Annotated in this window: 12 protein-coding genes and 1 pseudogene; 4 read left to right on the top strand and 9 right to left on the bottom strand. The window is 61.3% G+C overall.

Annotated features, from left to right (window positions below):
• Positions 1 to 23: 23 nt before the first annotated feature.
• The gene (locus GOB85_RS05370; RefSeq protein ID WP_003618805.1) at positions 24 to 236 is read right to left on the bottom strand and encodes a hypothetical protein; all 213 of its coding nucleotides are present in this window, start codon (positions 234 to 236) and stop codon (positions 24 to 26) included.
• 264 nt (positions 237 to 500) lie between these two features.
• Positions 501 to 869, bottom strand: coding sequence for a winged helix-turn-helix transcriptional regulator (locus GOB85_RS05365; RefSeq protein ID WP_010665696.1), 369 nt, complete (start codon positions 867 to 869; stop codon positions 501 to 503).
• 115 nt (positions 870 to 984) lie between these two features.
• Here GOB85_RS05365 and GOB85_RS05360 point away from each other — a divergent pair, with 115 nt between their 5' ends.
• Both GOB85_RS05360 and GOB85_RS05355 read left to right on the top strand, forming a co-directional pair.
• Positions 985 to 2,109, top strand: coding sequence for an alkene reductase (locus tag GOB85_RS05360; RefSeq protein WP_173576534.1), 1,125 nt, complete (start codon positions 985 to 987; stop codon positions 2,107 to 2,109).
• A gap of 16 nt (positions 2,110 to 2,125) precedes the next feature.
• Positions 2,126 to 3,496 (top strand): annotated as a pseudogene (locus GOB85_RS05355) (NAD-dependent succinate-semialdehyde dehydrogenase).
• 312 nt (positions 3,497 to 3,808) lie between these two features.
• Here the strand turns inward: GOB85_RS05355 and GOB85_RS05350 are convergent.
• The 7 genes from GOB85_RS05350 to hisB form a co-directional block, all read right to left on the bottom strand.
• The gene (locus GOB85_RS05350) at positions 3,809 to 4,186 is read right to left on the bottom strand and encodes a histidine triad nucleotide-binding protein (protein WP_173576535.1); all 378 of its coding nucleotides are present in this window, start codon (positions 4,184 to 4,186) and stop codon (positions 3,809 to 3,811) included.
• A 180-nt stretch (positions 4,187 to 4,366) separates the two neighbouring features.
• Complete coding sequence (locus GOB85_RS05345) at positions 4,367 to 4,906, bottom strand: phosphoribosyl-ATP diphosphatase (protein ID WP_408737036.1); 540 nt, start codon at positions 4,904 to 4,906, stop codon at positions 4,367 to 4,369.
• 31 nt (positions 4,907 to 4,937) lie between these two features.
• The gene (gene hisF, locus GOB85_RS05340; RefSeq protein WP_173576536.1) at positions 4,938 to 5,699 is read right to left on the bottom strand and encodes an imidazole glycerol phosphate synthase subunit HisF; all 762 of its coding nucleotides are present in this window, start codon (positions 5,697 to 5,699) and stop codon (positions 4,938 to 4,940) included.
• Entirely contained in the window at positions 5,699 to 7,051 is a 1,353-nt protein-coding gene (gene hisA, locus GOB85_RS05335; RefSeq protein WP_173576537.1) for a 1-(5-phosphoribosyl)-5-[(5-phosphoribosylamino)methylideneamino]imidazole-4-carboxamide isomerase, read from the bottom strand. Before hisA ends, hisF begins: the two co-directional genes overlap by 1 nt.
• 2 nt (positions 7,052 to 7,053) lie before the next feature.
• The gene (hisH, locus tag GOB85_RS05330; RefSeq protein WP_338421657.1) at positions 7,054 to 7,743 is read right to left on the bottom strand and encodes an imidazole glycerol phosphate synthase subunit HisH; all 690 of its coding nucleotides are present in this window, start codon (positions 7,741 to 7,743) and stop codon (positions 7,054 to 7,056) included.
• Positions 7,740 to 8,123, bottom strand: coding sequence for a hypothetical protein (locus GOB85_RS05325; protein WP_173576538.1), 384 nt, complete (start codon positions 8,121 to 8,123; stop codon positions 7,740 to 7,742). Before GOB85_RS05325 ends, hisH begins: the two co-directional genes overlap by 4 nt.
• Before the next feature lie 65 nt (positions 8,124 to 8,188).
• Complete coding sequence (gene hisB, locus GOB85_RS05320; protein ID WP_173576539.1) at positions 8,189 to 8,785, bottom strand: imidazoleglycerol-phosphate dehydratase HisB; 597 nt, start codon at positions 8,783 to 8,785, stop codon at positions 8,189 to 8,191.
• Positions 8,786 to 8,979: 194 nt separating this feature from the next.
• Here hisB and GOB85_RS05315 point away from each other — a divergent pair, with 194 nt between their 5' ends.
• Both GOB85_RS05315 and GOB85_RS05310 read left to right on the top strand, forming a co-directional pair.
• A complete protein-coding gene (locus tag GOB85_RS05315) occupies positions 8,980 to 10,263 on the top strand; it encodes an N-succinylarginine dihydrolase (RefSeq protein WP_173576540.1) in 1,284 nt (427 codons plus the stop codon).
• The gene (locus GOB85_RS05310; RefSeq protein WP_198912192.1) at positions 10,260 to 11,345 is read left to right on the top strand and encodes an arginine N-succinyltransferase; all 1,086 of its coding nucleotides are present in this window, start codon (positions 10,260 to 10,262) and stop codon (positions 11,343 to 11,345) included. The genes GOB85_RS05315 and GOB85_RS05310 overlap by 4 nt, the downstream gene beginning before the upstream one ends.
• The last annotated feature ends 9 nt before the right edge of the window (positions 11,346 to 11,354 follow it).

The following is an 11,354-nucleotide window of genomic DNA, read 5'->3' as shown; positions in this document are numbered from 1 at the left end:
GTATGGGCCACTGCTGCACAGAACTACTTGAAGATTATGTCCGATATGCCAATAGAACCCAGAATGAAAACTGCTTCCGTATCACGCTCGGCCACCATTCGGTCTGGCTCGACCTTCTGGTTGGGTTCGGAATTGCCTTCATGAATCTTGACGCTGTCCAGAAAATCTGGATTGCCGCCCGCACCGAACATCATCGTGTCAAGGCCGAAAACCGAAAGCATCGTTGCCCGATCCAAATGATTTATACTCCCTGCCCAGTGGCTTCGGGCGTGTCTTGCTACGGCCAACCTAAGCGCCTGTATTCTTGCTGGTTATTTCCCATAACGATCACCCCACTCTCGGCTCCAAGTGATAGCGGGGGACTGCGCGGACTATGTCCGTTATGCGAAAGGCGAGCCAACCCACTTTTATGTCCGACATGTAGGCGACTGCAGCCTGTCTGCTCTGCTTTTGCTAACCCGACAGACAGGTTGAGTCGGAATTGCCACGATGCTTAGCGGTCAATCTCGATCACCAGCTTTGTTCCGCTGAACAGAATGCGCATACCGATCTCCCCACTTCTTGAGCGCCTGAATAACTGGCTTCAGCGTCTTTCCCAGTTCGGTCAGGGCGTATTCCACATGCGGTGGCACCTCGGGGAAAACGGTGCGTGACACCAGTCCGTCTGCCTCGAGTTCGCGCAACTGATTGGTCAGCATCCGCTGCGTGACGTTGGGAAGACGACGGCGCAGTTCGCCGAACCGCAGCACTCCGTCCTCGAACAGGTGATACAGAATCAACGCCTTCCACTTCCCGCCAAACAGTTCCAGCGTGGCTTCCACCGTGCAGCCGGGGCTGCAGGCCAGCGTGGTATGACGGATGCGAGGCATGGTATCATTCCTGACACTAGTGGCGGTTTATGTGCGTTCTTGCGCATAAGATGGGGCGGGTCAATGTTTACAGGCAGGCCGGACGAATGGCCTGTATTTGTAAACAAGGTTGGTCATGTCTTCATCTTCTTTATTCGGGCCTGTGCGGCTGGGAGATCTGCCTCTTGAAAACCGGATCTTCCTGCCGCCATTGACACGTTGCCGCAGCACTCAACCGGGGGACGTCGCCAACGCGCTCATGGCCGGGTATTACGCGCAGCGCACGCAGGCGGGTTTCCTGATTACCGAAGGTACGCAGATCGAACCCCGCGGGCAGGGCTATGCCTGGACGCCAGGCATCTATTCACCCGAGCAGGTCGCGGGCTGGAAGCTGGTCACCGATGCGGTACACGCAAAGCGGCGGCCCATCTTTGCACAATTGTGGCATGTGGGCCGCGTGTCCCACCGGGCATTGCAGCCCGGTCATGAGGCACCGATCGCTCCGTCCGCGGTCGCGGCAACAGGCGTAAACGTGTTCATCCCCACGGGGCCGGGTACAGGAAAGCTGGTACCCCCTGATGTGCCACGCGCGCTGACCATTCCCGAAATCCATGAACTGGTGGAGCTGTACGCACAGGCAGCCCGCAACGCCCTGTCAGCCGGTTTCGATGGCGTCGAAATCCACGCCGCCAATGGCTACCTGATCAACCAGTTCATCTCCGAACGGGCCAATTTCCGCACCGATGCCTATGGCGGCAGCCTGTCCAACCGCCTGCGCTTCCTGCGCGAGGTGGTAGAGGCCGTTTCCGCCGTCGTCACCCCCGACAGACTGGGCGTGCGGTTTTCCCCGCTGTTCGGCACGACGACGGAAGAGCGCGTCTATCTCGGCCTGCTGGAGGACAATCCAGCGGAAACCTACACGGCAGCCGTGCGCGTACTGGCGGAGGCGGGCATCGCCTACGTCTCGCTGGCCGAAGCCGACTGGGACAATGCGCCGGAAATGCCGGATGCCTTCCGCGCCAGCGTGCGCGACATCTTCGGCGGCCGCATCCTGTGCGCGGGCCGTTACGACCTGCACAAGGCACAGCATGTGCTGGGCCATGGATGGGCGGACATGATCGGCTTTGGCCGGAAATTCATCGCCAATCCGGACCTGCCCGCGCGGCTGGAACATAACTGGCCGCTCAATCCGCTGGACCCGGCGACGATGTACGGCGGCAGCGCGCATGGCTACACCGACTACCTTTTCCATAATCAATAAACAGGGAAACGGACCAATGAGTTTTTACCAGACCCTCAACCCGACCACGGAAACCGTGGAACGCACGTTCTAACTTCACACCGCCGCGCAGATGAAGGCGATTATCGATCGAGCAGACCATGTGTGGAAGACCGACTGGAAAAAGCGCGATATAGCCGCCCGCAAGGTCATCATGTCAAAGGCCGCCAATCTGCTACGCCACGACCGCGAGACCCATGCGCGTCTGATCGCGACTGAAATGGGTAAGGCGCTGCCTGATGCGCTGGAAGAAATCGACATCACGGTCGACATCCTCTCCTACTATGCCGAAGGCGCGGAGAAATTTCTCGCTCCCACGCCCCTGAAGGTCAGGGAAGGCCATGCAAAGATCATCAACCAGGCGCTTGGCGTAATCTACTGCATCGAGCCCTGGAACTTCCCCTATTACCAGCTTGCCCGCGTGGCGGGGCCGAACCTTATGGCGGGCAACGTGGTTATCGCGAAGCACGCGCCCAACGTGCCGCAATGTGCACTGGCTTTTGAAAAACTGTTTCACGATGCTGGCGCGCCAGAGGGCGTCTATACCAACATTTTCCTCGACAACGATCAGTCCGCCGAACTGATCAAGGATTTCCGCATCCGTGGCGTCGCCCTGACGGGCAGCGAACGCGCGGGCCAGACGGTTGCGGCCGAAGCCGGTGCGGCGCTGAAGAAGGACACGATGGAACTTGGCGGTAGCGACGCGTTCATCGTGCTGGATGACGCGGACCTTGAACTGGCAATCAAATGGGCGACATGGGGCCGGTTCGCCAATAACGGGCAGGTCTGCACGGCGGCCAAGCGGATGATCGTGCATGAGAAGGTCTACGACGCCTTCCTCGCGGGTCTGAAAACCGCGATCACGCAGTTCCGCATTGGCGATCCGCTGGCTGAGGGTACCACCCATGGCCCGATGAGCAGCAGGAAGGCACTCGACACCGCACTGGCGCAGACTGACGAAGCGGTCAAGGCAGGCGCAACGTTGGTGGCCGGGGGCAAGCGGATGGAGTGCCGCGGCTTCTTCATGGAACCGACCATCCTGACCAATGTGTCAAAGGACAACCCGGTCTTCTATCAGGAGATTTTCGGCCCGGTCGCTGTGGTACATAAGGTTGCCTCGGAACATGAGGCCATCGAACTGGCCAATGATTCTCCTTACGGCCTCGGCGGGTCCGTGTTCTCCCGTGATCTTACACGTGCCGAAAAAGTGGCTGAACAGGTCGAGACCGGCATGATGTTCATCAACACAGCCATGGCTGCTGCACCGGAACTGCCTTTTGGCGGGATCAAGAATTCGGGCTTTGGCCGCGAACTGTCCTTCCTCGGCATTGAGGAGTTCATCAATCGCAAGCTGATCCGCGTCGCCTGACAGGCATGATGCCGTTTCCTGTCCCGGATAAACTCCTGTCCGGGACAAATCTGCACTGCCCAAAAAGGCAAATGTCGACAGTGGTCGAGTGATACTGGCGAATGGTGCATGTCTGTTTTGCGAACCGGACAATTAGGCATCAAATGGCAGACATGTAGGCGAAAGCAGCCATGATAACCTGCTCCGCTTTTCTCCCGAAGTGACCGGAACATTGTTTCCGAAATACATTTTTCCAGACAAACCGGGGCCATGGGTCCGGGCGGCGTCGGGGATGTTTCTCTTCGTCCGGCTTTGGCTGATGACCGTGTTTTTTTATGGCGAGACCAGAGCGCCGAGAGGGTGGCCGCCGAGGAGATGGACGTGGAAGTGGGGGACTTCCTGGCCGGAATCCGGGCCGACGTTGCCGATGAGACGGTAGCCGGGTTCGTTGAGGCCGAGGGTGGTGGCGACGTGGCCGACGGCTCGGGTGAAGCCGGTGATTTCATCGTCTGAGGCGCGGGCGCTGAAGTCCACGAAGGAGACGTAGGGGCCTTTGGGGATGATGAGGACATGGACGGGGGCTTTGGGGCCGATGTCGTTAAAGGCGAGAGCCCATTCGTTTTCGTAGACTTTTTTGCAGGGAATTTCGCCGCGCAGGATTTTTGCAAAGATGTTGTCGGGGTCGTATGCGCCGATGCCGCTGACTGCCATGATATGCTCCTGCGTGTTTTTTCTCAGGGCTCTGCCCTGAAACCCGGCAAAGGTCGCGGACCTTTGCAAACCTTTAGTTTAACAAATCAGGGCGCAGGAAGCCACGCTCCCTGCCGGACCCGGGCAGAGCCCGGACTCCCCTCCCCTCCTTAAAATTTCCTGCTCAGACAAACGCTTTTCTCAGCGCTTGCTGCCTGGGCGGGATGCCTTTTCAGCGATGCCGCTTGTGCCTTCCCGGCGGTCCAGTTCGGCCCAGACCTGTGCCGGGGTGACGCCTGCATCGACCCACAGAACGATGAGATGATAGAGCACGTCGGCGCTTTCACCGACGAGTTCATGCTGACGCCCGGCGACGGCTTCGATGAGACATTCGACGGCTTCCTCGCCGAATTTCTGCGCGATCTTGCCGGTGCCACGGGACAGGAGGCGGGCGGAGTGGCTGATGGAGGGATCGGTGCCACGGCGGCTGGTGACGACATCGAAGAGACGATCGAGAACCGAGGCGTCCACGGTGATGTCTTCAGGCACGGGCAGGACCGGAAGAGGTGATGTGCTCTTTTTTTCTGTCTGCTTCCGGGCTGCGGCTTTGGCGGTTTTTTTCGATTTTTCGGCTGTTTTACCGCGAGCGGGTTTGCCGGTGACGGGCTTTTCGACGGCTGTGCGGAGGGATTTTTTCTCCGGCGTTCCGGAAGAGGTCTTTTTCGTGGGTGTCCTGGGCATGGCTTATCCGGTCAAGAAGCAGGAGAGAAAATCAGGGGTTCGGGCGAACCGGCAGGCCGGCGGCGGCCAGAGCCTGTTTGACCTCCGGCACGGTAAACTGGCCGAAGTGAAACACGCTGGCGGCGAGAAGGCCAGTCGCGCCGGCGCGGGCACCTTCGACGAAGTGTTCCAGCGTGCCGACGCCGCCGGAAGCGACGACGGGCAGGCGGACGGCGGCGTTAACGGCGCGGAGCAGGTCGAGATCGAAGCCGGAGCGGGTTCCGTCGCGATCCATGGACGTGAGAAGGATTTCTCCGGCACCGCGGGCCGCGACGTTGCGGCACCAGTCGAGCACATCGAGTCCTGTCGGGGTGCGGCCGCCATGGGTGAAGACTTCCCAGCCGCCTTTGCCATTGGAGCGGGCGTCGACGCCGACGACGACGCACTGGCTGCCGAATTTATTTGCGGCTTCGCTGACCAGTTCGGGCCGGCTCACGGCGGCGGAATTCATCGCGCATTTATCGGCGCCGGCGAGCAGCAGGCGGCGCATATCGGCGGTTGTGCGGACGCCGCCGCCGACGGTCAGGGGCAGGAAGATCCGTTCGGCGGTGCGGCTGACGACGTCCAGGATGGTGTCACGGTTTTCGTGGCTGGCGGTGATGTCGAGGAAGGTGAGTTCATCGGCTCCGGCGGCGTCATAGATCGCGGCCTGCTCGACGGGATCGCCGGCGTCGCGCAGGGAGACGAAGTTGACGCCTTTGACGACGCGGCCGTTTTTCACGTCCAGACACGGGATGACCCGGAGCTTCAGCATCAGGCGAGCACCCTGAGCGCGTCGACCGGAGAAATCCGGCCGTCATAAAGTGCGCGTCCGACGACGACGCCTTCGATACCGGGCGTGGTATCGGCGATGCGTTTCAGGGCGAGGAGGTGGTCAAGAGAGCCAACTCCGCCGCTGGCGATGACGGGGACGGACACGGTTTCGGCGAGCTGGGCAGTCTGTTCGAGATCAAGGCCTTCGAGCATGCCGTCACGGGTGATTTCGGTGAAGATGATCGCGGCCACGCCGGCGTCCTGCATGCGCAGGCCGAGTTCGGTGGCCTGCATGTCGGAGATTTCGGCCCAGCCTTCTGTGGCGACGTGGCCCTGTCGGGCGTCGATGCCGGCGACGATGCGACCGGGAAATGCGCGGCAGGCCTCGCGGACGAGTTCGGGGTTTTTCACGGCGACGGAGCCGAGGATGATTCGGGTGACGCCGGCTTCGAGCCAGGCGGCGATGCCTTCCATGTCACGCAGGCCGCCGCCGAGCTGGACCGGCACTGTCGCGTTGGCGACGATGCTGCGGACAGCGTCGGTATTGGCGGACCGTCCGGCGAAGGCGCCATTGAGATCGACGACGTGGAGGCGGTGGAATCCGGCTTCGCACCAGGCGCGGGCCTGGGCGCCGGGGTCGTTTGAATAGACTGTGGCGTCGTCCATTTCGCCGCGACGGAGGCGGACACAGGCGCCGTCCTTGAGGTCGATGGCGGGATAGAGGGTCAGGGACCGTGAAGTCCGGGATTCGGTCATGGAGTCGGGGTTTCCAGTGTCAGATCGGATGTCTGCCGCGCAATGGGTGATGCGGCTCTGATCCTGCAGGCGTTTGACAAAATAAAGGCCGCGACGGACGCAGCCATCGACGAAGGCATAGGCGGGATGGTGGCCCCAGAGTTCGAAGCCTGTGCTTCGGAACAGGGCGATTGCTGCATCCTGGCTCTCGCGGACATCAAGATTAAGGAACTGGTAGCCCATGGCGCGTGCGCATTGCAGGATCTCGTCGAGCAGCAGGCGTCCGAGGCCGAGGCGGCGGGCATAGGGCGCGACATTGAAGTGCATCAGGCTGGCGCTCATGGCCTGGGCTTCGTTGTTGCGCGGCGGACGGACGAGCTGCGCCGATCCGACGATGGTGTCATTCTGTCGCACGACGAAGAGGGATCGTTCGGGCACGAGCATGACGCCGCGGAAATACCGTTCCAGCGCCATGTGGCCCTGTGGTCTGACCCATCCGAAACCGCCGCCGTCGAGGATGGCGGCATCGGTTGCCTCGCACAGCGCGTGGAGATCATCTTCGGTGAGAGACTGCACACGTTCGGCGGTGAGGTGATCGGCGTTTTTTGCGTCGGGCATGATCACAGGCGCATCCCGTTTTCGTCGGGCGTCCAGCGCAGGAAGTTCGCCAGGATACGCAGACCGACGGTTTGACTCTTTTCGACGTGGAACTGAGTGCCGGCCCGGTTGCCTTTTGCCACGATGGCCGGAACCGCGCCGCCATACTCTGTTGTGGCGATCAGTTCGTCGGGGCTGGCGCCGGAGAGGGCATAGGAGTGAACGAAATAGCCGTGCGGGTGCGCGCCCAGCCCTTCCGTCAGCGGGTGCGGGCGGGAGAAGACGAGTTCGTTCCATCCCATCTGTGGCAGGCGGAGGCCGGGGGCTTCCATTGGTGCGATTTCCCCTCTGACCCATCCGAAACCGGGGGTTGTGCCGTGTTCCAGGCCGCGTTCGGCCATCAGCTGCATGCCGACACAGATGCCGAGAAACGGCGTGCCGCCGGCGACGGCTGTGTCGATGGCTTCGCGCAGACCGGGGACGGCGTCGAGGCCGCGCGCGCAGTCGGCGAAGGCGCCCTGCCCCGGCAGCACGATGCGGTCGGCGGCGAGGACGGCGGCGGGTTCGTTCGTGATGGTGACGGAGACGGGGAGGCTCGTCAGTTCGGCCGCGCGCATCAGCGCCCGCGCGGCGGAGGCCAGATTGCCGCCGTCATAATCGATGACGACGACTGACTGCGTGGGTTCGGCATTATGCACTGACGTGTCGCTCACAGCCTGGCTCCGGCGGCGATCGCGAACGGGTCTGGCACGGCGTTGTTGCCTGCGGATGGTATGGAGCGGGTACTGCCGTTTCGGCTGGTCTGGTCCATATAACGCAGCAGGGCGGAAGCGGCGTTTGCGCCGGCGACGACGCCGTCCTGCGTGAAGCCGTGCAGGCGCATGTCCCATTCGACCAGTTCGGCGCGGAAGATGGCGAGCCCCAGCCGGCCGGTCAGAAAGACTGGCAGCCAGAGCCAGGTATCGGTCAGGCCTGCGAGCACCAGGAGCAGGGCCGCAATGGCCAGCAGGCCGACGATGCGGGCGCCCAGGACAATGAATCCGAGGCCGCCAAAAAACAGCACGAGCCAGCCGGTGTGCTGGGGGATCAGCACTGGCAGTCCGTCATTTTGTCTCCGTCGGGGGGTGCCGGGACCGGGCAGCCAGACAGAATAAATCTTCACAGAACCCCCTTGGTTGACGGGATCGCACCGGCGGCCCGGGGATCGTGCTCCACGGCCATGCGAAGGGCGCGTGCTGTCGCCTTGAACGCGCTTTCGGCGATATGGTGGCAGTTGCGTCCGGTTTTTTGTGTGACGTGGAGGGTCATCATCGCGGCCATGGCGAAGGCGCGGAAGAATTCCTCGAACAGTTCGGTGTCGACTTCTCCGACCGTGGAGGCCGGGAATGTGACGGACCAGGCGAAGAATGGCCGGCCTGAAAGATCGACCACCACCTCGGCGAGTGCCTCGTCGAGCGGCACCAGGGCGGAGCCGAACCGGCGCACGCCGCGCTTGTCGCCGAGCGCGCGGGCGATGGCCTGGCCGAGGGCGATGCCTGTATCTTCGACGGTGTGGTGGAAATCGATATGCAGATCGCCTTTTGCGACGATATCGAGATCGAGCATGCCGTGCTTTGCGAGGGCCGTCAGCATATGATCGAAGAAACCGATGCCCGTGTCGATGGACGCGGTTCCGGTTCCGTCGAGATTGACGGTGACGCTGATATCGGTCTCGCCAGTGACCCGTTGCAGTGAGGCGATGCGCGGTTCGTTCATGCCGTGACTTTTACAGGATGACTGGCGCCAATGCCATTGGCTGACGCTTAATTCGTGCCGGTGAAACAGTTTTGGGTGAGCGGGACTGTCCTGTTTTGGCATGTGCTGTCGTGCGTCGGGGCTCGCTCTCCTGTATGAGGTGCTCCGCAGGAGATCCGTGTCGCCTCTGTGGCGGCCGCAGCCGGAGGCCGCCCATGCGCGAAATCAACTTCGATGGTCTGGTCGGACCCAGTCACAATTATGGGGGGCTGTCCTTCGGGAACCGGGCCTCCTCCACCCATGCGGGCCAGGTGTCCCGTCCCCGGACGGCGGCGCTTCAGGGGCTGGCGAAAATGCGCCGCATGATGGAACTCGGACTTCGCCAGGGGATTCTGCTGCCGCATGAGCGTCCTCTGACCGGGTGGCTTCGGCAGTTCGGGTTCACGGGATCGGACGATGCGGTCTGTGCGGCGGCCTGGCGCAACGAACCTGGTCTGCTGCGGACGGCGATGTCTGCGTCTCCGATGTGGACGGCCAATGCTGCCACGGTGTCTCCGGCGCCGGACACCGAGGATGGGCGCTGTCATCTGTCGGTGGCCAATCTGTCCGGCATGTTGCATCGGAGCATTGAGGCGCCGGAAACGACCCGGCAACTGGGCCAGCTTTTTGCCGACACGGACCATTTCGCGCTTCATCCGGCGTTGCCGTCGGGTACTGGCGATGAGGGGGCGGCAAACGCGATGCGGCTCTGTTCCCGTCATGGTGCTCCGGGTCTGGAAATTTTCGTTTATGGCGAGACGCAGCCGGGTGGCTTTCCGGCCCGGCAGTCCCGCGTGGCCAGTGCTGCGATTGCGCGTCGGCATGGCCTTGATCCGGCGCGCACGCTGCTGGCGCGTCAGAGTGACGCCGCGATACAGGCGGGTGCGTTTCATAACGATGTGGTGGCGGTTGCCAATGAATCGGTTCTGCTTGTTCATGAGCAGGCTTTTGCCGATCAGGGCATGGTTTACGACGCTATTCTGCGGCATGTGCCGGAGGCGACAATTCTTGAGGTTCCGGCGGCGCGGGTGAGTCTTGAGGATGCGATCAGCAGTTATCTGTTCAATGCTCAGCTTGTGACGCTGCCTGAGGGCGGGATGGTGCTGATTGTTCCGGATGAATGTCGGAAACGTGCTGCTGTGGCGGAGTGGCTGGATGCGACGGTTTCAGGGAATGGACCGATCCGCCGGGTTGAGAGCCTGAATCTGAGGGAGTCGATGCAGAATGGCGGAGGTCCGGCGTGTCTGCGTCTGCGTGTTGTGGTTGATGAGGCAGCGGAAGCGGCTCTCGATCAGCGCTTTTTGCCTGATGAGGCGCGGCTTGATGGGCTTGCGGCTCTGATTGATGATCGCTGGCCTGAGCGCATTGGCCCTGATGATCCGGGGCATGCGGATCTTTGGGAGGACTGCCGCAATGCGCGACTGGCATTGCTGGATTTTCTGGGATTTACGGAGCGATGAACAGGGTTTCCGCCGGTTCGGGAGCGATGGACGACGCCGTATCGAGTCATAGTGAACGCAAAACCGATCCGTGGACCGTGCGACTGGCGCGGTCGGATGATCTGGAGCAGCTATACTCTCTGGCGGCGCATACAGGGGGAGGCCTTCTTAATCTGCCTTATGACCGGGCGGCACTGAAAAAGCGTCTGGACTGGTCAGCGGCGTCGCTTGCGTGCGACATTGAGACACCGGAAAATGAGCTTTATCTGCTTGTTCTGGAAAACGGGCAGAATGGCATGATCGCCGGTTCTGCCTGTATTTTTTCTCGTATTGGCACGCCGTGGCCGTTTTACAGTTATAAAATCGCGACGCACACGCATGTATCACGGGAGCTGGGACGGACCTTTTCCACGCGCCTGCTTCATCTCGTAAACGATTTCGACGGGGCGTCTGAAGTCGGGGGGCTGTTTCTGCATCCTGACTATCGGACGGGGGGCCTCGGTTCACTGCTTGCCCGTAGTCGTTATCTGTTTATCGCGCGGCATCGCGAGCGGTTTGCGGATCGGGTGATTGCGGACCTGCGTGGTTACGTCAGTGCGGAAGGTCCGCCATTCTGGAATGCGGTCGGACGGATTTTTTTTGGACGGGATTTCGCTGAAGCCGATCACTATAATGCGCTTCATGGGAATCAGTTCATTGCTGATCTGATGCCACGTTATCCGATTTATATCGATCTGCTTCCCGAGGCTGCGCGCGCGTCGATCGGGCGCACTCATGATCTCGCAGTTCCGGCCCGAAAAATACTGGAGGGCGAAGGGTTCGTGTATGATGGGTATATCGACATCTTTGATGGTGGGCCGACGCTTTCGGCATCCACGAAAAACCTGAGAACCCTGCGCGAAAGCCTATGCGCAACCGTTATTCCGCAGGAACCTGGCTCTGATGTTTCCGATGGCAGACGGGCTCTTATCTCGGCCGGGCACCTGGGAGACTTTCGGGCGTGGCGTGATCGGGTTACGGAGAAAAGGCATGGAATTACTCTGCATGACAGAACGACCCTGAGACAGGGAACGGATGTACTTTATCTTCTTTCCGGCCAGTAAAGGTCTGTT

This window comes from Acetobacter fallax (assembly GCF_011516735.1).
Classification (GTDB): domain Bacteria; phylum Pseudomonadota; class Alphaproteobacteria; order Acetobacterales; family Acetobacteraceae; genus Acetobacter; species Acetobacter fallax.
This window is presented reverse-complemented; position numbering and strand designations above follow the sequence as displayed.

What these genes read in the sequence shown, in the direction of transcription:
- GOB85_RS05310 (WP_198912192.1), top strand. Translation starts at nt 10,260, where the DNA reads ATGAACAGGGTTTCCGCCGGTTCGGGAGCGATGGACGACGCCGTATCG.
- hisB (WP_173576539.1), bottom strand. Translation starts at nt 8,785, where the DNA reads ATGAACGAACCGCGCATCGCCTCACTGCAACGGGTCACTGGCGAGACC.
- GOB85_RS05360 (WP_173576534.1), top strand. Translation starts at nt 985, where the DNA reads ATGTCTTCATCTTCTTTATTCGGGCCTGTGCGGCTGGGAGATCTGCCT.
- GOB85_RS05365 (WP_010665696.1), bottom strand. Translation starts at nt 869, where the DNA reads ATGCCTCGCATCCGTCATACCACGCTGGCCTGCAGCCCCGGCTGCACG.
- GOB85_RS05345 (WP_408737036.1), bottom strand. Translation starts at nt 4,906, where the DNA reads ATGCCCAGGACACCCACGAAAAAGACCTCTTCCGGAACGCCGGAGAAA.
- hisF (WP_173576536.1), bottom strand. Translation starts at nt 5,699, where the DNA reads ATGCTGAAGCTCCGGGTCATCCCGTGTCTGGACGTGAAAAACGGCCGC.
- GOB85_RS05350 (WP_173576535.1), bottom strand. Translation starts at nt 4,186, where the DNA reads ATGGCAGTCAGCGGCATCGGCGCATACGACCCCGACAACATCTTTGCA.
- hisA (WP_173576537.1), bottom strand. Translation starts at nt 7,051, where the DNA reads ATGCCCGACGCAAAAAACGCCGATCACCTCACCGCCGAACGTGTGCAG.
- GOB85_RS05315 (WP_173576540.1), top strand. Translation starts at nt 8,980, where the DNA reads ATGCGCGAAATCAACTTCGATGGTCTGGTCGGACCCAGTCACAATTAT.